The organism is Pseudomonas inefficax, from assembly GCF_032164165.1.
Lineage (GTDB): Bacteria > Pseudomonadota > Gammaproteobacteria > Pseudomonadales > Pseudomonadaceae > Aquipseudomonas > Aquipseudomonas inefficax.
Map to the genome: position 1 here is coordinate 2,275,170 of NZ_CP134401.1, position 19,721 is coordinate 2,294,890.

Below are 19,721 nucleotides of genomic sequence, written 5' to 3' on the forward strand. Positions count from 1 at the left end.
TCAGGGCAGCATCCGCCTCAGCACGCGCCGCCCGGACAGCTCATGCAAGAGCACGGCGGCGATGTGCATCGAAACGCCGAGTCCTAGCAACAGGCAAGAAGCGATGTGAGTCTTGAACCAGACGTTGTGCCAGAACGGGTCGCTCAGCATGGGCGCGATTGAGAACCAACCGAACACATCGATGACCCGATCCATCATCAGCACACCGGACAACAGCACGATAGCCGTGGTCCAGTACAAGCCCTCATGGGCGACATGAGCGATGCGCTGGTGCTTGAGATGGTCATGCGGGCTGCGTGGTTTGGGTCTGGTCAGGCGCAACAGCCAGCGCAGCATGAATATCGGAATGAACAGCGTCGTCATGGCCACATTGACGAATGCCACAAAGTGGCGTGTGGCGGGGGAGACATTCAGGTACGCCACGTAGAAACCGCTGATCAAGACCCAAATGATGACCGTGGCAGAGATCCAGTGCAGGAGGATCTGCTGCCAGCAATATTTTTGTACTTGCATAGATAGTACTCGAGGAGCCTGGCCCCACCGGAAGGGGCCAGGTCAGACGCTTTACTTCTCGGTCCAGGCCATGTTCCAGTGGGAACCAACACCTGGCTCGAACTGGGTGGCATCTGCGGAGTACTGCAAGCAGTAACCCGAGTTGGGGAACGGCTGGCACTCGTAGACCTTGCCATTCTTAGGCTGCAGCACTGTTGTGCCAGCCTTGTAGCTCGACAGCGATTCCGGGAAAACGAAGTCGTGAGACCCATCGCCAGCCGCTTTGAGCTGAACCGTCTTCTCGTCCTGCAGCAGCACCCGCTCACGCTTGTCCACACCTACGACCTTGAGGGTATGCTCGCCTTCGGTACTTTCGACATTCAGCACGAACGGCTCGGTGCCGTTGACGCTCTGGCGCGAGTAAGAAACCTGCTTCTTGTTGGTATCGAACAACCGCGCTGTCACTGTCAGGGCCTTGTTGGTCATGACGGTGAAATCCACACCACCTTTGCCATCGGTGATCGTGTATTCGGGTTTGACATCGTGCAGGTGCATCGTGGCCTGCTCGCCAGCGGCGCTTTCAAAGTGCAGAAGGTAGTTGGTCAGCCCACTTTCGGCTTTGGCGAAGATGCTGTTGGAACCCTGCACGGGCTCGATATTACCGTCCGCATCCATTTTACCGGCACGTACCAACGTCTGGGTTTCGTTGATCTGCTTGGCAAGCTTGTAAGCCCAGTTGGCAGCGATGGCTTCTTCGGCATTTTCGATCTTGATGCTTACATGGTTTGCAGTACGCTCCCCATTGGCATCGAATGCCCTGGCAGTAACTTTGTCCCCTACTTCTAGGTCACGGCTGGCGCTTATTTCAGCCAGGCGCGGCCACTCAGGGACCGGGCCGCCATCCAGTTGGATATCGACGTCAGCGACACTGTGGAAAGCCTTATCGGTATCGCCAACCTTCCAGACGGCGAGAATCACGTGCTGGCCCGAACGGTCAGCAGGCAATGTGCAGCTGTGCCTTGGATTGGTGCCGGTACCTTTTGCTGGTATCTGGTTGCTGCCATCCAACGCACAGAACGGGGTCGAATCGAATGAGTCACGGGTCAGCGCAGCGTTGGGGTTCCAATCCGCCTTGGTAATGAAGTACTCCCACGACCGCACCGGATGCGGGGCTTCATAATGCCAGTCGAACTGCATGTTACGGTCCACGACCGGGGTCAAATGCCAGCGATTGGCTGATTGCTCATCGAGTGCGGAAAAGTCTCCCCGAACACCACCACTGGCGATTTTTCCATTCTCGGGACCTTGGCTTGGAAAGCGCCCTATCACTTCGCCGACCGACCACGGTTCGTACTGGGCACCTCCGCAGTTGACGTTCAGGTTTTTAAAACCTGCATGGCAGAGCGCTGCTCGAGACGGAGGGTCAGCCAGGTAACCATGTGCATTGGCGATTTGCGCCTGCAAACCTGCACCTACGATCGCCATCCACACACCGGTGGCGACAACGCTTTTTCGCAGGGTCTTTCTTGTATTCATCACGAACTCCGAACGCATTGCTGGTTAAATGCGTAAAGGCACATTTATTGAAATGCAATGCACCTTCAGCGCGAATGGAGCGCGGAGAGTAAAGAAAACAACTTTGCGTTCATGTAGGAATAAACCTGGCAGGCCGCGGTCTTTTCTCGCGGCCTTGAGGCAATTTCCATGTAGGGACTTTCGAAACAAAAGCGTTAAAGACGCGAGAAGGGATTACTATCGATCTTCAATGTCGAGAACTTCCTCTACATCGAAAGATTCACAGCGACATGCAACTTTCTTGGTGAAACGCTGACATGTAACTTGAACAAGCCTGTTCAACATCAGGGAAATATCCCCAATCTGATGCGAACAGGCTTGCGAAAGACTCCCCGACCCGAAACCTCGGGGAGCCTCGAATCAAGCGTGATATTGCGCCGACAGCTCATGCACCGCGTTGATGAACACGCCGGCGTGCTCTGGGTCGACTTCCGGTGTGATGCCGTGGCCAAGGTTGAACACATGGCCTGTGCCGTGGCCATAGCTGGCCAGGATACGCGCCACTTCCTTGCGGATGGCCTCGGGCTTGGCGTACAGCACGGTCGGGTCCATGTTGCCCTGCAGCGCCACCTTGTCACCCACGCGGCGGCGGGCATCGCCGATCTCGCAGGTCCAGTCCAGGCCCAGCGCGTCGGCGCCGGCTTCGGTGATGCTTTCCAGCCACAGGCCGCCGTTCTTGGTGAACAGGATCACCGGCACCTTGCGCCCCTCGTGCTCGCGGATCAGGCCGCTGACGATCTTGCGCATGTAGGCCAGGGAGAACTCCTGGTAAGCCGCCGCCGACAGGTTGCCGCCCCAAGTGTCGAAAATCTGCACGGCCTGGGCACCAGCGAGGATCTGGCCGTTGAGGTAGCTGGTGACCGACTGGGCCAGCTTGTCCAGCAGCAGGTGCAGGGCCTGCGGGTTGTCGTAGGCCATGGCCTTGGTCTTGCGGAAGTCCTTCGACGAGCCGCCTTCGACCATGTAGGTGGCCAGGGTCCACGGGCTGCCGGAGAAGCCGATCAGCGGCACGCGGCCGTTGAGCTCGCGGCGGATGGTGCTGACCGCGTCCATCACGTAGCCAAGGTCTTTCTGCGGGTCGGGGATCGGCAGCGCTTCGATGTCGGCCGGGGTGCTGATGACCTTCTTGAAGCGCGGGCCTTCGCCGCTTTCGAAGTACAGGCCCAGGCCCATGGCATCGGGGATGGTGAGGATGTCCGAGAACAGGATCGCCGCGTCCAGCGGGTAGCGGTCCAGCGGCTGCAGGGTGACCTCGCAGGCGAACTGCGGGTTCATGCACAGGCTCATGAAGTCACCGGCCTTGGCGCGGCTGGCGCGGTACTCCGGCAGGTAGCGGCCGGCCTGGCGCATCATCCACACCGGGGTGACGTCTACGGGTTGCTTGAGCAGTGCACGCAGGAAACGATCGTTCTTCAGGGCAGTCATGTCGGCATCCGGAAAAAAAGTGCGGGCATTTTCTCAGACGCCAGCGCAAAAGGCACGGTCAAGGCCATGCGTTTTGTCTATTGGATGCCATGGATCAAGGATTTTTGTATACAAAAATGCCTTTGGGGCTACTTTGCAGCCCGTCGCGACACAAGGCCGCTCCTACAGGAAGTACGCGATCCCCTGTAGGAGCGGCCTTGTGTCGCGACGGGCCGCAAAGCGGCCCCATAATCAATCAGACTTCCAGGTAGTCCAGGATACCTTCAGCAGCAGTACGCCCTTCGAAGATAGCCGTCACCACCAGGTCCGACCCACGCACCATGTCGCCACCGGCAAACACTTTCGGGTTGCTGGTCTGGTGCTTGAACTTGCCCTTCTCCGGTGCCACCACGCGGCCCTGGCTGTCCAGCTGGATGCCATGCTGCTCGAACCACGGCGCTGGGCTTGGTCGGAAGCCGAAGGCGATGACCACGGCATCGGCCGGCAGGATCTCTTCGGACCCCGGGATCGGCTCCGGGCTGCGGCGGCCACGGGCATCCGGCTCGCCGAGACGAGTCTCGACCACCTTCACGCCTTCGACCTTGTCCTCGCCGACAATGGCGATAGGCTGGCGGTTGTAGAGGAACTTCACGCCCTCTTCCTTGGCGTTCTTCACCTCACGACGCGAACCCGGCATGTTGGCCTCGTCACGGCGATAGGCGCAGGTCACCGACTTGGCGCCCTGGCGGATCGAAGTGCGGTTGCAGTCCATCGCGGTGTCACCACCGCCCAGTACCACCACCTTCTTGCCCTGCATGTCGACGAAGTCTTCCGGCGACTTCTCGAAGCCCAGGTTGCGGTTGACGTTGGCGATCAGGAAGTCCAGCGCGTCATGCACGCCCGGCAGGTCCTCGCCCGGGAAGCCGCCCTTCATGTAGGTGTAGGTACCCATGCCCATGAACACCGCGTCGTACTCGGCGAGCAGTTGCTCCATGGTCACGTCCTTGCCCACCTCGGTGTTCAGGCGGAACTCGATGCCCATGCCGGTGAACACTTCACGGCGGTTGCTGAGCACGGTCTTTTCCAGCTTGAACTCGGGAATACCGAAGGTCAGCAGGCCGCCGATTTCCGGGTTGCGATCGAACACCACCGGGGTCACGCCGGCACGTACCAGCACGTCGGCACAGCCCAGGCCAGCCGGGCCGGCACCGATGATGGCGACGCGCTTGCCGGTTGGCTTGACCTTGGACATGTCCGGGCGCCAGCCCATGGCGAAGGCGGTGTCGGTGATGTACTTCTCCACCGAGCCGATGGTCACCGCACCGAAGCCGTCGTTCAGGGTGCAGGCACCCTCGCACAGGCGGTCCTGCGGGCATACGCGGCCGCACACTTCCGGCAGGGTGTTGGTCTGGTGCGACAGTTCCGCCGCGGCCAGGATGTTGCCTTCGGAAACCAGCTTCAACCAGTTGGGGATGAAGTTGTGTACCGGGCACTTCCATTCGCAATAGGGGTTACCGCAGCCCAGGCAGCGGTGCGCCTGCTCCACGGACTGCTGCGGCTTGAACGGCTCGTAGATTTCCACGAACTCCTTCTTGCGCTGGCGCAGCAGCTTTTTCTTCGGGTCCTTGCGGCCCACTTCGATGAACTGGAAGTCGTTGTTCAGACGTTCAGCCATTTTTCAAAACCTCTTTACCGCAGTTGCCAGCCTCAGGCTGCAAGCTGCAAGACGATCACTTGAGCACGACAGGCCCCGCGTACGGGGCCGTCACTTGCAGCTGTTGTTACTGCGGGTTGGCACGGGTGCTGGACAGCAGTTGCTTCAGGTTGGCTGCCTTCGGCTTGACCAGCCAGAAGCGCCGCACGTAGTCGTCCAGGTTCTCCGAGAGCTCACGCCCCCACTCGCTGCCAGTCTCTTCCACGTACTCGGCAAGGACCCGCGCCAGGTGGCTGCGATAGGCCTCCATCGCTTCACCACTGATACGCTGGATTTCCACCAGCTCATGGTTGAGCTTGTCGACGAAGGTATTGTCCATGTCGAGCACGTAGGCGAAGCCGCCAGTCATGCCAGAACCGAAGTTGTAACCGGTCTTGCCCAGCACGCAGACAAAGCCGCCGGTCATGTATTCACAGCAGTGATCGCCAGTGCCCTCGACAACAGCGTGGGCGCCGGAGTTACGTACAGCGAAGCGCTCGCCAGCAGTACCGGCGGCGAACAGCTTGCCGCCGGTGGCGCCGTACAGGCAGGTGTTGCCGACGATGGCGCTGTGCTGGGTTTCGAACGGGCTGCCGACTGGCGGCACGATGGTGACCTTGCCGCCGGTCATGCCCTTGCCGACGTAGTCGTTGGCATCGCCTTCCAGGTGCAGGTTCAGGCCGCCGGCGTTCCACACGCCGAAGCTCTGGCCCGCAGTGCCCTTGAAGCGGAAGGTGATCGGCGCTGCGGCCATACCCTGGTTGCCATGCAGGCGGGCGATTTCACCCGACACGCGCGCACCGATGGAGCGGTCGCAGTTGCAGATGTCGAGGCTGAACTCGCCACCGGCCTGGTCACGGATGGCCGGCATGGCCATTTCCACCATCTTCTCGGCCAGCTCACCCTGGTCGAACGGCGGGTTCTTGTCGACCTCGCAGAACTGCGGCTTGTCAGCCGGGATATGCGAGCTGCCCAGCAGCGGCGTCAGGTCCAGGTACTGCTGGCGCTCGGTGTCGCCTGGCAGCACGTCGAGCAGGTCGGTACGGCCGATCAGTTCGCCGAGGCTGCGCACGCCCAGCTTGGCCAGCCACTCACGGGTCTCTTCGGCGACGAAGGTGAAGAAGTTGATCACCATGTCGACGGTGCCGATGTAGTGGTCCTTGCGCAGCTTGTCGTTCTGGGTAGCCACGCCGGTGGCGCAGTTGTTCAGGTGGCAGATGCGCAGGTACTTGCAGCCCAGAGCGATCATTGGCGCGGTCCCGAAGCCGAAGCTTTCGGCACCGAGGATAGCCGCCTTGATCACGTCCAGGCCGGTCTTCAGGCCGCCGTCGGTCTGTACCCGCACCTTGCCGCGCAGGTCGTTGCCGCGCAGGGTCTGGTGGGTCTCGGCCAGGCCCAGCTCCCATGGAGCGCCGGCGTACTTGATTGAGGTCAGCGGCGAAGCACCGGTACCACCGTCGTAGCCGGAGATGGTGATCAGGTCGGCATAGGCCTTGGCCACACCGGCGGCGATGGTGCCGACGCCGGCTTCTGCCACCAGCTTGACCGAAACCAGGGCCTGCGGGTTGACCTGCTTGAGGTCGTAGATCAGCTGGGCCAGGTCTTCGATCGAGTAGATGTCGTGGTGCGGAGGAGGCGAGATCAGGGTCACGCCAGGTACTGCGTAACGCAGCTTGGCGATCAGGCCGTTGACCTTGCCGCCTGGCAGCTGGCCGCCTTCACCGGGCTTGGCACCCTGGGCAACCTTGATCTGCAGCACTTCGGCGTTGACCAGGTATTCCGGGGTCACGCCAAAGCGGCCGGTGGCCACCTGCTTGATCTTCGAGCTCTTGATGGTGCCGTAGCGCGACGGGTCTTCACCGCCCTCGCCAGAGTTGGAACGCGCGCCCAGGCGGTTCATCGCCTCGGCCAGCGCTTCGTGAGCCTCCGGCGACAGTGCGCCCAGCGAGATACCGGCGGAGTCGAAGCGCTTGAGGATCGCCTCCAGTGGCTCGATCTGCTCCAGCGCCAGCGGCTGGTCGGCCACTTTCACCTTCAGCAGGTCGCGGATCATCGACACCGGACGCTGGTCCACCAGCGTGGTGTATTCCTTGAACTTGGCGTAGTCGCCCTGTTGCACGGCGGCCTGCAGGGTGTTGACCACATCCGGGTTGTAGGCGTGGTATTCACCACCATGGACGAACTTCAGTAGGCCGCCTTGCTGGATCGGCTTGCGCGCGCTCCAGGCTTCGGCTGCCAGCAGCTTCTGGTCGCTTTCCAGGTCTGCGAAACGCGCACCCTTGATGCGGCTGGAAACGCCCTTGAAGCTCAGGCCCACCACTTCCTCGGCCAGGCCGATGGCTTCGAACAGCTGCGCGCCACGGTACGAGGCGATGGTGGAGATACCCATCTTCGACAGGATCTTCAGCAGGCCCTTGGAGATGCCCTTGCGGTAGTACTTGAAGACTTCGTCCAGGTCGCCCAGCACTTCGCCAGTACGGATCAGGTCAGCCAGCACTTCATAGGCCAGGTACGGGTAAACGGCCGAGGCACCGAAGCCCAGCAGCACGGCGAAGTGGTGCGGGTCGCGGGCGGTGGCGGTTTCCACCAGGATGTTGCTGTCGCAACGCAGGCCCTGTTCGGTCAGGCGGTGGTGCACCGCACCAACGGCCAGCGAGGCGTGCACCGGCAGCTTGCCCGGGGCGATGTAGCGGTCGCTCAGCACCAGCTGGGTCTTGCCAGCGCGCACGGCTTCTTCAGCCTGGTCGGCGATGTTGCGGATGGCCGCTTCCAGGCCAACGCTCTGTTCATAGTTGAGGTCGATCAGCTGGCGGTCGAAGCCTTCGCGCTCCAGGTTCATCAGCGAACGCCACTTGGCGGGCGAGATGACCGGCGAGCTGAGGATTACCCGCGAAGCATGCTCCGGGGATTCCTGGAAGATGTTGCGCTCGGCACCCAGGCAGATTTCCAGGGACATGACGATCGCTTCGCGCAGCGGGTCGATCGGCGGGTTGGTCACTTGGGCGAACTGCTGGCGGAAGAAGTCGTACGGCGAACGCACACGCTGCGACAACACGGCCATCGGCGTGTCGTCACCCATCGAGCCGACCGCTTCCTGGCCCTGCTCGCCGAGCGGGCGCAGTACCTGGTCACGCTCCTCGAAGGTGACCTGGAACATCTTCATGTATTGCTTGAGCTGGTCGGCGTCGTAGCTGGCCACGCCCTGATCGTCGGTCAGCGTCGCCTGGATGCGCGTGGCATGCTGACGCAGCCAGCGCTTGTACGGGTGGCGCGACTTCAGGCGGTTGTCGATGGCGTCGGTGTCGAGGATCTGGCCGGTTTCGGTGTCCACGGCCAGGATCTGGCCCGGGCCGACACGGCCCTTGGCCAATACATCCTCAGGCTGGTAGCCCCATACGCCGATTTCCGAGGCGATGGTGATGTAGCCATTGGTGGTGGTTACCCAGCGCGCCGGGCGCAGGCCGTTACGGTCGAGCAGGCACACTGCATGGCGGCCTTCGGTCATGACGATACCGGCCGGGCCATCCCACGGCTCCATGTGCATGGAGTTGTATTCGTAGAAAGCGCGCAGGTCGGCGTCCATGGTCTCGACGTTCTGCCAGGCTGGCGGTACCAGCATGCGCACGCCACGGAACAGGTCGATACCGCCAGTGACCATCAGCTCCAGCATGTTGTCCATGCTCGAGGAATCGGAACCGACGCGGTTGACCAGCGGGCCGAGCTCTTCGAGGTCGGGGATCAGGTCGTTGGCGAACTTGGTGCGACGGGCCATGGCCCAGTTGCGGTTGCCGGTGATGGTGTTGATCTCGCCGTTGTGGGCGAGGAAGCGAAACGGCTGCGCCAGCGGCCATTTCGGCAGGGTGTTGGTGGAGAAGCGCTGGTGGAACACGCAGATCGCGGTTTGCAGGCGCTCGTCACCCAGGTCCGGGTAGAAGGCCGCGAGATCGCGCGGCATCATCAGGCCTTTGTAGATGATGGTCTTGTGCGAGAAGCTGCAGATGTAGTGGTCGGTGTCGTGGGCGTTGGCCACGGAAGAACGGCGACGAGCACTGAACAGCTTGATGGCGAATTCCTGGTCGCTCAGGCCTTCACCGCCGATGAACACCTGCTCGATCTGTGGCAGGCGCTCGAGCGCCAGGCGGCCGAGCACGCTGGTGTCGATCGGCACCTTGCGCCAGCCGACCAGCTTCAGGCCAGCGGCAAGGATTTCGCGGTCCATGTTGGCGCGAGCGGCTTCGGCTTTGACCGGGTCCTGATTGAAGAACACCATGCCGACGGCGTACTGCCTGGGCAGCTCGACGGCGAAGTGCTCCTGGGCCACGGCACGCAGGAATTGATCGGGCTTCTGCATGAGCAGACCGCAACCGTCACCGGTCTTGCCGTCGGCGTTAATGCCGCCGCGGTGGGTCATGCAGGTCAATGCCTGCATGGCGGTTTGCAGAAGGTGGTGGCTCGGTTCGCCCGTCATATGGGCGATCAGGCCAAAACCACAGTTGTCCTTGAATTCTTCGGGATGGTACAGACCTGTTTTCATAGACACATTCTCACCAGGTTCACCTCTCAACGGAGGTAAATCTCTTTTTTAACAACCACTTACCATCCACGCCGATCAAACGCCAGCTTTTTTGCGGTGGCCATGGAAAACCATTGTTGCACAGCGACAGCGATGCCCACAAATTTTCATGTCTCACCATTGAAAATTTATGTCGCAATTTTGAATGTTTTTGCGCCATGCGCCGTGATAGCGGCTGGCTCGAGTCTGAAGCGTTTCAGCCATGACTGCAAGTAAGGCTTGTGGCCGGCAGTCTGGGACAGAAAAGCCTGCCGCGTGACAACGCAGCAGGCTAGTCGAAAGTCAGTAATCGCTCAGCAACTGGGCAGCGGGGTGATGCCGCCCGGAAGGTATCAGCGGGCCGAGGCCAGCTCTTGTTGGACGCTGGCGACGGTACGTGGCCAAGGTTTACCAGCCTGGACCTTCGCTGGCAAGTTCTTGATTGCCGCAACCGCTGCGTCGCGGTTGGCGAAGTTGCCGTAAGTGACAACGTACAGCGGCTTGCCCTGCAGGTTTTTCTTGAAGTAGCGATAGTCGCCACCCTGGGCCTTGACGAACGCCTGGGCCGAAGCCTCGGAGCTGGTACCCAGAATTTGCACCACGTAATTGCCCGGTTTCTGACCGGTGTACCAGCCGCTGTTGCCGCTGCCACCGGCTGCCGGCTTCTCGACAGGCTTGGCGGCCGGCTTGGCCACGGCGACTTGAGTCGGTGCTGGCGCAGGCTTGGCAGGCGCGACCGGCTTGGCAGGCTGGGTTGCGACAGGCTTCGCTGCAGGTGCAACCGGCTGCGGTTGCGGCTGTACCGGCTGGGTCGGCGCCGAGGCTACTGGCTGGGCAGGTACCGGTGCCGGGCCTGCCGGCACACCTTGCGGTGGTGCGATGGTGGTCACGGTTGGCGGCGGGTTGCCTGGCTGCAGGGCGGTATCGCCGGCCGGGCTACCCTCTTCACCCTCGCCCATGCCCGCGGCCTGGGCCAGCGGCTCGCGCATCACCGGCTGCGACTGGCCAACCAGCGGCAATGGCATCGGCTGGGAAGAACCCGAGAACTCGATGGCCGGGTTGCCACCATTGGCCTGGCCTTCGCCAAGCGGCAGCTGGGCCTGGGCGGCAGGCGCTTCGGCAGGCGCCTTGTCACCTTTCTTCGGCATCAACACCGCGGCCGCAACGGCGACCACAACCACAGCGGACAGCGCGAGCACATGTTTTTTAGGCATCTTGAACCCCATGGATGGTCGCTTGGCCGTCGAGCGGCTGGCGATCATGGCTTCGATCAAAGTGTCACGGGCGACCTGGTTGATGTTGCCAGGCCAGCCGTCGGAGTTTTCATGGATATCGACGATCTGTTCACGGCTGAACACCTCGATGCCCCGGCCAGCACCTTCCAGGCGCTGCTCCAGGTACTCGCGGGTTTCTTCTTCACTGTAGGGGGCGAGTTCGATGATATGGAAGCGTTCTTCCTCGATATTGATCTCGTCCAGCCCGGCAATCAGCGACGGCTCACCGAACAGGAACACGTGCGGGCGCCCTTCCGGCACACCCGCCGCCAATTCCAGCAACGCTTGGAGTGCCGACTCGTCGAGTTGTTCCGCATCGTCCACCAGCAAATACACTTCCTGGCCAGTCAGTGCCAATTGCACCACCTTGGCCAGGATCGCCTGCATTTCGGCTTCGGCCACATCCAGGTTCTGCGCGACCTGGCCGAGTACGCTGGCGGCATCGCTGGCGCCACGAGCGGAAACCACCACGCTCTGCACTGCCTGCTTGTTGGTACTGGCCACCAGGGCCTGGCGCAGCAGGGTCTTGCCACTGCCCAGCGGGCCGGTGACAACCAGCATCAGCTGGCTGTAGCGCGCCAGGTGGTGCAATTGGCCGAGCACGGGCTTGCGCTGGGCCGGGAAGAACTTGAAGCCGGGCACGCGGGGTGCGAACGGATCGTGGCTCAACTGGTAATGGTCGAGAAAGGCCTCATCGGCATGCAAACTGGTCATTGCGCTGTCACAACCTCAAAGCTGGGCCACGATCGCGCGGTAATCCGCCGACAACGTGGCCTGTAGAATCTCTTTCGGATAGTCGTCGGTCACCACGGCCTCGCCCATCTGGCGCAGCAGCACCAGACGTAGGCGGCCGTCGAGCACCTTCTTGTCGACCGCCATGTGCTCCATGAAATGCGCCGGGGTCATTTCCTGTGGTGGCACCACCGGCAAACCTGCGTCCTGCAACAGGCGGATTCCGCGATCGCGCTCGGCCTGGTCGATCCAGCCAAGGCGCATGGACATCTCCAGGGCCATCACCGTACCCGCCGCCACGGCTTCGCCGTGCAGCCACACGCCGTAACCCATGTGGGTCTCGATGGCATGGCCGAAGGTGTGCCCCAGGTTCAGCGTGGCGCGCACGCCGGATTCGCGCTCGTCAGCCCCGACCACGGCGGCCTTGGCCGCGCAGGAACGGCGAATGGCTTCGGTCAGCGCCGCCGGATCGAGGGCGCGCAGCGCCTGCATATTATCTTCGAGCCAGGTGAGGAACGGCTTGTCGCAGATCAGGCCGTACTTGATCACTTCCGCCAGCCCGGCAGACAGCTCGCGCGCCGGCAGGGTCTGCAGCGTGGTGGTGTCGATCAGCACCGCGTTGGGCTGGTAGAACGCACCGACCATGTTCTTGCCCAGCGGGTGGTTGATGCCAGTCTTGCCACCAACCGAGGAATCGACCTGGGACAACAGCGTGGTCGGCACCTGGATGAAGTCGACGCCGCGCTGGTAGCAGGCGGCGGCGAAGCCGGCCATGTCACCGATCACGCCACCACCCAGGGCAACCACGGTGGTGCGGCGGTCATGCCGTGCAGTCAGCAGGCCATCGAAGATCAGCTGCAGGGTTTCCCAGTTCTTGTGGGCTTCGCCATCGGGCAATACCACCGGCAGCACCGAATAGGCGCCCAGGGTCTTGCTCAGGCGTTCGAGATACAGGGGCGCGACGGTCTCGTTGGAAACGATGGCAACCTGCCGCCCGGCGATGTGCGGCGCCAGCAGTTCAGGCTGGTCCAGCAGGCCTTCGCCAATGTAGATCGGGTAGCTACGCTCGCCCAGGTCGACCTTTAGTGTCTGCATGTATCCCCACAATGTACTTGAGCGCTGCGCTGTTCGGGCGCCCGCGCGGTAACGTTGAACCTAGCCTCGGCGCTGGTGGCCGAGAATAGTCCCGGGCTAACGGGGCGGCAACTGCTGCAAGCGCTCGAGAATATCGATCACCACCATGCGAGGCGGCCGCTCGTCGGTTTCCACCACCAGGTCGGCGATCTCGCGATAGAGCGGGTCGCGGGTTTCCAGCAGGGCGCGCAAGGTCGCCTCGGGATTGGCGGTGCGCAGCAGGGGGCGATTGCGATCACGTGCGGTGCGGCCAACCTGCTGCTCCACCGAAGCATGCAGATAGATCACGCGGCCACCCTGGTGCAGGGCCTGGCGGTTGGCCTCGCGCATTACCGCGCCACCGCCGGTCGCCAGGACCACGCCGTCGAGTGCGCACAGCTCGGCGATCATCGCCTGCTCGCGGTCACGGAAACCCGGCTCGCCTTCCTTGTCGAAAATCCACGGTATGTTGGCGCCGCATCGCAGTTCGATTTCCTTGTCGGAATCCTTGAACAGCAGGCGCAGCTCTTTGGCCAATAGGCGCCCGATGGTGCTTTTACCAGCGCCCATGGGCCCCACAAGTATCAAATTTCGCACAGAATCAACGACTCACAGCAATCGCCTGGTCACTCATGATACGCGGAGTCAGGAAGACCAGCAGCTCGGATTTTTTCTCTTGTAATGCATCGCGTCGAAACAGCCGCCCAACATACGGCAGATCGCCGAAAAATGGCACCTTGTCGACCACATTGTTTTGCGAAGTCGAGTACACGCCACCGATCACGATCGTTTCACCGTCCGTCACGCGAACCTTGGCATTGACCTCGTTCTTGCGGATCGGCGGTACGTTGTTCAAGGCATTGACGTAATCCGGCTCGTCCTTGGTCACCCTGACGGTCATGATCACCTTGTTGTCCGGGGTGATCTGCGGAGTCACCTCCAGCGACAACGAGGCTTCGCGGAACGCTACCGAGGTGGCGCCGCTCTTGCTGGTTTCCTGGTACGGCACCTCGGTACCCTTGAGGATTCTGGCCGTTTCCTTGTCGGCCGTGACCACCTTGGGCTGCGAGATGATTTCCCCGTTGCCGCTCTTTTCCATGGCACTGAGTTCCAGGTCGAGCAACACGTCGCCACGCAACAGGCCCAGGCCAATACTGCCAACCACCCGCTCCACCCCCAGGTCGACGAACAGATCCTTGCCAGGGCGCGGGCTCTCGACATACAGCGGCCCGCCCCAGCGCACCCCCAGGCTTTTCTCGTAATCGACGTTGGCCTCGACGATACGTGCCTCGATCGCCACCTGGCGCACCGGCACATCCAGCTGCGCCACCAATTGCCTCAGCTCGGCGAGGCGGTCGGCCGGCTGGTGCACCACCAGCGTATTGGTGCGTTCATCGACACTCAGGCTGCCCCGACCGGCGAGGTTGCCGTCATCTGCCAGGCTCTCCAGCAGCAATTCCGCCAGCTCGGCAGCCTCGGCGTGATGGATGGGCAACAGTTCCCGGCGCAACGGCTGCAACTGCGCATCCAGCGCCTGGCCCACACGGGCATCGACAGATTGCGCGGCAAACTCGGCCGCAGGCGCCACCAGCAGCACATTGCCCTCCTGTCGCCGGGCCAGGCCCTTGCTGCGCAGTACCAGGTCCAGCGCCTGGTCCCATGGCACATCCTCCAGGCGCAAGGTGACGCTACCCTGCACGGCATCGCTGACGACCAGGTTGACACCGGCGTAGTCAGCCAGCGCCTGCAGCACCGAGCGCACTTCAACATCCTGGAAGTTCAGCGACAGTGGTTCACCCTGATAAGGCATCGCCCACGCCAGCGGGACCGGCAGCAGGGCTGCCAGTACCCATTTCATCAATGTTTTCATCGTCGTCCCGGGCCTCCTTGCCCTGGTGCTTTGCGAGCGTGATGAACGCCATGCGTTCATGCCACACGCCCGCCATGAACAGCCGTTCGCGTACTTCGACCTGGGTTCGATCAACCCTCGCCACCACCCCCTGGTCACGCCCGACCCGGTCCCCAGGGCGCACGCGATAGAGCCTGCCGGCCGCCATCAGCAGTGCTTCGTGTTCCGCCCCACGCGACAGGCTGCCTACCATCTCCAGTTGCGCCAGAGGCACGCCGCCCAACCCGCTGCCCGCCAACCGTGTCGCTCCGGGCGCAAACGGGTCGACTTGGGGCGCTGCCGTCACGCCCCTGGCCGGCATTCGCGCAAGCGTCGCAGGTTCAGGCACTGGCGCCAGCGCCTGATAGGCATCAACCCGCAACTGCAGGCGTAGCAGCCCAGGCTTGCCATCGGCCGGAGCCAGCTGCAAGTCACCGCTGCGCAGCACACGCGCCTGGCCCAACCAGTCGCCCAGCCACTGCCGCAGGGCCACGTATCGCCCCACCACTTGTAGTTCCAGCGGTACCTTGCGGAAACCGCCCTGCTGTTCGTCGTCATGTACGTCGAAGCGCTCGATCAGCAAGCCATGAGCATGCCCCGATGCCGCCAGGCGCTCGAGCAGGTCACTCATGCCCTCCCCGGCCGCCAGGTGCCAGTACGCCTCCCGCAAGCGTTGCTCGGCAATGCTCACAGAGGCCTGGATTTGCGCCAGCTCGGCCAGCTGCACCGCGCTGGCTGACTGTTTTTCGTGCAACTCGGCGTAGCGGGCCTCCTCCTGCCTCTGCTGCTGCAACGCTGCAGGCAGACGCATGGCGCAGCCCAGGCCGAACAACGTCAGGGCCAACAGCACTGGCGCCAGCTGCCTGAAGCGTTTGGAGCGCTCGGCCATGGCCAGCCAGCCGAGCACCTGTGCAGCATTCACGACCAGAACGCCGAAACGCGCGCGCCCAGCACGAATTCATCGCCGCCCGGCAGGCCCCTGATGCGCTTGAGCTCCAGGCCGACCAGCGCACTCGAACGGCTCAGGTCACGCATGAACTGCGCGACTACGGCACCGGATGTGGCCAGCCCAGTCATCTGCAGGCTGCCGTCTTCCAGGCTGAGGTCGAGCAGTTGCACCCCCACTGGCAACGCCCGCTCGAGGTCAGCCAACACCCCGGCCAGCACATCCTGGTGGGCACGCAGTCCTTCCAGCGCCGCCGCGCGTGCCAGTAGCGCCTCATGCTGCGCACGCACTTCGGCCAGCGGCTGCAACTGCTCGCCCGCCACCTCCAGGGCAGCCTGGCGCTGGGTATTGGCCAGCGCCTGCTGCTGCCCGCGCTGGCGGGCCAGCTGGTCGACCAACGTCACGCCACACAGGGCCAGCAGCGCACCGGCAACCAGTTGCCTGCGAAAACACCGCAACACGGCCTGGCGTTGCCGTTCGCGCCAGGGCAGAAGGTTCAGCCGCATCATCGACGCAACCCTCCGAGAGCAAGGGCGCATGCCAGGATCATCGCGCCATCGACGGGTTCCAGGCGCGCCACATCGGGCATCAGGCGACACGGCAAGTTCAACCGGGAGCCGAGGCTCTGCATATGGCCCGGTTCGATCGGAGAACGGCTGGCGATCCACAGGCAATCGGGCAAAGGCTCACCGGCGAGCAGGGCCAGCAGGCGCTCCGGCAACTCCCCCGTTATCGTCGACAGCCCCAGGCTCAGCTCACGCCGTTGCTGAGGCCGACTCGACTGCCAGCCATAAAGGGTGCTGCTGTGCGTCTCGATACGCAGCAGCGCCGAGCTCTGATGCCTGCCCCGCGGCAGCATGCGCCCCAAGGCAATGCTGTCGACCTCCACGGCATCCAGTTGCAACCCGGCCTCCTCGACGATGCCTTCAAGTGGCGCCAGTGCACTCTGCCGACACGCCGCCACCATCACTTCGGCGCAGCCCGGCTGAACGCGAGAGCCTCCCAGAACCTGAAAATCCAGGGCCAGGTCTTCCAGTGGGAATGGGAACAGCCGTTCGGCGTCAGCCAGCAGTTGCGCCTCCATTTCTGCCCCGCCCTGTTCCGCCGGCAGGTGGCACAGCTTGCAGATCACCTGGTTGCCCGGCAGTGCCAGCGCGACCCGGCGCTGCCTGAGGCCGCTGCGTCGGTAGGCGCGCTTCAAGGCAGCCGCCACGGCGCCAGGCTCCGCCGCCCAATCACTGCCAGGCGGTGATTCGAACGGCTCTTGTACCGAGGCAAGCACCCGACAGCGCCGGTTACGCCGCTGCAGTTGCACAATCCGAATGGTGTCAGGGGCAATTTCCACCCCCACGAGTGAACCGGCATCCTTGCCGAAGCGTCCTAGCATCGTGGCATCCTTGTTGTCTGTCGCCGCCATCTGTCGCGGCTACCTGCCTCAACCCCGCGTCAACACTAGGCCGCGCCGGCCCATCGAGGCGACGGGCAGCCTGGCCGGTAACCCGGAGAGGCGAAAAAATGCTTATAATGCCCAGCGTTTTTTGGTCCGCCGGACCTGCGTGCAATCCACTCCCAACCTGGACACCGAAAAGCCTTGATACGTCTGCTGAAGTTCTTCTGGTGGTCTTCCGTCGCAGTCATCTGCGCGCTCGTACTCGGTGTGAGCGGTGCGTTTCTGTATCTTAGCCCCAGCCTGCCCTCGGTCGAGTCGCTCAGAAGCATCCAGTTGCAGATCCCCCTCAGGGTGTACAGCAGCGACGGCAAGCTGATTGCCGAGTTCGGCGAAATGCGTCGCTCGCCGATCCGCTTCGCGGAAATTCCCCCACAATTCATCCAGGCGCTTCTGTCGGCCGAGGACGACAATTTCCTCAACCACTATGGTGTCGACCCCAGCAGCCTGATGCGCGCCGCGACCCAGCTGGTGAAAACCGGCCATATCCAGACCGGCGGCAGTACCATCACCATGCAGGTGGCGAAGAACTTCTTCCTCACCAGCGAGCGCAGCTTCTCGCGCAAGACCAACGAGATCCTGCTGGCCCTGCAGATCGAGCGCGAGCTGACCAAGGACGAGATCCTCGAGCTGTACGTGAACAAGATCTACCTGGGCAACCGCGCCTACGGCATCGATGCCGCCGCGCAGGTGTACTACGGCAAGTCGATCCGCGACGTGAGCCTGGCGCAGATGGCGATGATCGCCGGCCTGCCCAAGGCACCCTCGCGCTTCAACCCGCTGGCCAACCCGGTGCGCGCCAAGGAGCGCCGCGACTGGATCCTCGGCCGCATGTACAAGCTGGGCAAGATCGACGAAGCCAGCTACCAGGCAGCCCTGGCCGAGCCGCTCAACGCCAGCTACCACGTGCCCACGCCTGAAGTGAATGCGCCTTACATCGCCGAAATGGCCCGCGCTGAAATGGTCGGCCGCTACGGCAGCGACGCCTATACCGAAGGCTTCCGCGTCACCACTACAGTGCCCAGCGACATGCAGGAAATAGCCAACAAGGCCATCCTCAACGGCCTCTCCGACTACGACGAGCGCCACGGCTACCGCGGCCCCGAAGCACGCTTCCCGGGCCGCACCCAGGCGGCCTGGCTGCAGGAACTGGGCAAGCAGCGCAGCCTTGGCGGCCTGGAGCCGGCCATCGTCACCCAGGTCGAAAAAACCGGCCTCAAGGTGCTGACCCGCAGTGGCCAGGAAGAGCTGGTGGCCTGGGACACCATGAAATGGGCGCGCCCGTTCATCAATAGCAACTCCCAGGGCCGTGCGCCGCAGTCGCCGGCAGACGTGGCCCAGGTCGGCGACCTGGTGCGCCTGCAGCGCCTGGAAGATGGCAAGTTCAAGTTCAGCCAGGTACCTGGCGCGCAGAGTGCGCTGGTCACCCTCGACCCTTACAACGGCGCCATCCGCGCCCTGGTCGGCGGCTTCTCGTTCGAGCAGAGCAACTACAACCGCGCCATGCAGGCCAAGCGTCAGCCGGGCTCGAGCTTCAAACCGTTCATCTACAGCGCCGCCCTGGACAGTGGCTACACCGCATCCAGCCTGGTCAACGACGCACCGATCGTGTTCGTCGACGAGTACCTGGACAAGGTCTGGCGACCGAAGAACGACACCAACACCTTCCTTGGCCCGATCCGCATGCGCGAAGCGCTGTACAAGTCGCGCAACCTGGTGTCGATCCGCCTGCTGCAGGCCATGGGCGTGGACCGCACCATCGACTACATCGCCAAGTTCGGCTTCAACAAGCAGGACCTGCCGCGCAACCTGTCGCTGGCACTGGGCACCGCCACCCTGACCCCGATGGAAATCGCCACAGGCTGGAGTACTTTCGCCAACGGCGGCTACAAGATCACCCCGTACCTGATCGATCGCATCGAAAGCCGCAGCGGCGAGACGCTGTTCATCGCCAACCCGGCCCGGGTACCGCAAGGTGCCGAGGACCAAGCGGGAGTGGCCGCGCCCGAACAGCCGATCAGCACCGCTGCCATGCCGGGCGAGGCACCCGCAGCCTTCAGCCAGGTGGTGCCTGCACCGCAGGCGCCGGCCGTGGCCGAGCAGATCATCGACGGGCGCACCACCTACATCCTCACCAGCATGCTGCAGGATGTGATCAAGCGCGGTACCGGCCGCCGGGCGCTGGCCCTGGGCCGTACCGACCTGGCAGGCAAGACCGGTACCACCAACGAGTCCAAGGACGCCTGGTTCTCCGGCTACAACGCCGACTACGTGACCACCGTGTGGGTCGGTTTCGACCAGCCTGAAACCCTCGGGCGCCGCGAGTACGGCGGCACGGCGGCACTGCCGATCTGGATGAGTTTCATGGGCGCGGCGCTCAAGGACAAACCTGCGCATGCGCCGGCAGAGCCGGAAGGCATCCTCAGCCTGCGCGTCGACCCGGTCAGCGGCCGCGCCGCTTCGCCGAGCACGCCGAATGCATACTTCGAGCTTTTCAAGGCCGAGGACTCGCCGCCGTCGGTGGACGAATTGGGCACTGGCGCAGCACCGGGCAGCCCGTTGCCGGCGGATGAAGCTGCGCCGATGGATCTGTTCTAAGAGCCCT

At 63.1% G+C, this 19,721-nt stretch carries 13 protein-coding genes; 1 reads left to right on the plus strand and 12 read right to left on the minus strand.

Annotated elements, in window-relative coordinates; translation table 11 throughout:
- The 12 genes from RIN61_RS10165 to pilM all read right to left on the minus strand — a co-directional run bounded on the left by RIN61_RS10165 (position 1) and on the right by pilM (position 17,056).
- A complete protein-coding gene (locus RIN61_RS10165; protein ID WP_112249651.1) occupies positions 1 to 513 on the minus strand; it encodes a cytochrome b in 513 nt (170 codons plus the stop codon).
- 51 nt (positions 514 to 564) lie between these two features.
- Positions 565 to 2,028, minus strand: a complete 1,464-nt coding sequence (gene gbpA, locus RIN61_RS10170) for an N-acetylglucosamine-binding protein GbpA (protein ID WP_243432320.1) — start codon at positions 2,026 to 2,028, stop codon at positions 565 to 567.
- 399 nt (positions 2,029 to 2,427) lie between these two features.
- Positions 2,428 to 3,492 (minus strand): uroporphyrinogen decarboxylase, encoded by a 1,065-nt coding sequence (hemE, locus tag RIN61_RS10175; protein WP_313857008.1) that lies wholly within the window; start codon positions 3,490 to 3,492, stop codon positions 2,428 to 2,430.
- A gap of 235 nt (positions 3,493 to 3,727) precedes the next feature.
- Positions 3,728 to 5,146: an FAD-dependent oxidoreductase gene (locus tag RIN61_RS10180; protein ID WP_013974599.1), complete on the minus strand. Its 1,419-nt coding sequence runs from the start codon at positions 5,144 to 5,146 to the stop codon at positions 3,728 to 3,730.
- 106 nt (positions 5,147 to 5,252) lie between these two features.
- Entirely contained in the window at positions 5,253 to 9,698 is a 4,446-nt protein-coding gene (gene gltB / locus RIN61_RS10185; RefSeq protein ID WP_252378397.1) for a glutamate synthase large subunit, read from the minus strand.
- A 371-nt stretch (positions 9,699 to 10,069) separates the two neighbouring features.
- Positions 10,070 to 11,704, minus strand: a complete 1,635-nt coding sequence (locus tag RIN61_RS10190; protein ID WP_112249656.1) for an SPOR domain-containing protein — start codon at positions 11,702 to 11,704, stop codon at positions 10,070 to 10,072.
- Positions 11,705 to 11,719: 15 nt separating this feature from the next.
- Entirely contained in the window at positions 11,720 to 12,817 is a 1,098-nt protein-coding gene (gene aroB / locus RIN61_RS10195) for a 3-dehydroquinate synthase (RefSeq protein WP_112249658.1), read from the minus strand.
- A 96-nt stretch (positions 12,818 to 12,913) separates the two neighbouring features.
- On the minus strand, positions 12,914 to 13,432 hold the full coding sequence (gene aroK / locus RIN61_RS10200) for a shikimate kinase AroK (RefSeq protein WP_025340956.1): 519 nt from the start codon (positions 13,430 to 13,432) through the stop codon (positions 12,914 to 12,916).
- 4 nt (positions 13,433 to 13,436) lie between these two features.
- Positions 13,437 to 14,705, minus strand: a complete 1,269-nt coding sequence (locus tag RIN61_RS10205) for a type IV pilus secretin PilQ (protein WP_313857012.1) — start codon at positions 14,703 to 14,705, stop codon at positions 13,437 to 13,439.
- Positions 14,629 to 15,630 (minus strand): pilus assembly protein PilP, encoded by a 1,002-nt coding sequence (locus tag RIN61_RS10210; RefSeq protein WP_112249933.1) that lies wholly within the window; start codon positions 15,628 to 15,630, stop codon positions 14,629 to 14,631. Before RIN61_RS10210 ends, RIN61_RS10205 begins: the two co-directional genes overlap by 77 nt.
- A gap of 11 nt (positions 15,631 to 15,641) precedes the next feature.
- On the minus strand, positions 15,642 to 16,178 hold the full coding sequence (locus RIN61_RS10215; RefSeq protein ID WP_112249662.1) for a PilN domain-containing protein: 537 nt from the start codon (positions 16,176 to 16,178) through the stop codon (positions 15,642 to 15,644).
- On the minus strand, positions 16,175 to 17,056 hold the full coding sequence (gene pilM / locus RIN61_RS10220) for a type IV pilus biogenesis protein PilM (RefSeq protein WP_207878243.1): 882 nt from the start codon (positions 17,054 to 17,056) through the stop codon (positions 16,175 to 16,177). The genes RIN61_RS10215 and pilM overlap by 4 nt, the downstream gene beginning before the upstream one ends.
- A gap of 207 nt (positions 17,057 to 17,263) precedes the next feature.
- Between pilM and RIN61_RS10225 the strand changes: the two genes are divergently transcribed.
- The gene (locus RIN61_RS10225) at positions 17,264 to 19,714 is read left to right on the plus strand and encodes a penicillin-binding protein 1A (protein WP_375150036.1); all 2,451 of its coding nucleotides are present in this window, start codon (positions 17,264 to 17,266) and stop codon (positions 19,712 to 19,714) included.
- The last annotated feature ends 7 nt before the right edge of the window (positions 19,715 to 19,721 follow it).

Bases quoted from the DNA above. Each gene is read 5' to 3' on its own strand.
- RIN61_RS10165 (WP_112249651.1), bottom strand. From the start codon at position 513: ATGCAAGTACAAAAATATTGCTGGCAGCAGATCCTCCTGCACTGGATC.
- gbpA (WP_243432320.1), bottom strand. From the start codon at position 2,028: ATGAATACAAGAAAGACCCTGCGAAAAAGCGTTGTCGCCACCGGTGTG.
- hemE (WP_313857008.1), bottom strand. From the start codon at position 3,492: ATGACTGCCCTGAAGAACGATCGTTTCCTGCGTGCACTGCTCAAGCAA.
- RIN61_RS10180 (WP_013974599.1), bottom strand. From the start codon at position 5,146: ATGGCTGAACGTCTGAACAACGACTTCCAGTTCATCGAAGTGGGCCGC.
- gltB (WP_252378397.1), bottom strand. From the start codon at position 9,698: ATGAAAACAGGTCTGTACCATCCCGAAGAATTCAAGGACAACTGTGGT.
- RIN61_RS10190 (WP_112249656.1), bottom strand. From the start codon at position 11,704: ATGACCAGTTTGCATGCCGATGAGGCCTTTCTCGACCATTACCAGTTG.
- aroB (WP_112249658.1), bottom strand. From the start codon at position 12,817: ATGCAGACACTAAAGGTCGACCTGGGCGAGCGTAGCTACCCGATCTAC.
- RIN61_RS10205 (WP_313857012.1), bottom strand. From the start codon at position 14,705: ATGAAAACATTGATGAAATGGGTACTGGCAGCCCTGCTGCCGGTCCCG.
- RIN61_RS10215 (WP_112249662.1), bottom strand. From the start codon at position 16,178: ATGATGCGGCTGAACCTTCTGCCCTGGCGCGAACGGCAACGCCAGGCC.
- pilM (WP_207878243.1), bottom strand. From the start codon at position 17,056: ATGCTAGGACGCTTCGGCAAGGATGCCGGTTCACTCGTGGGGGTGGAA.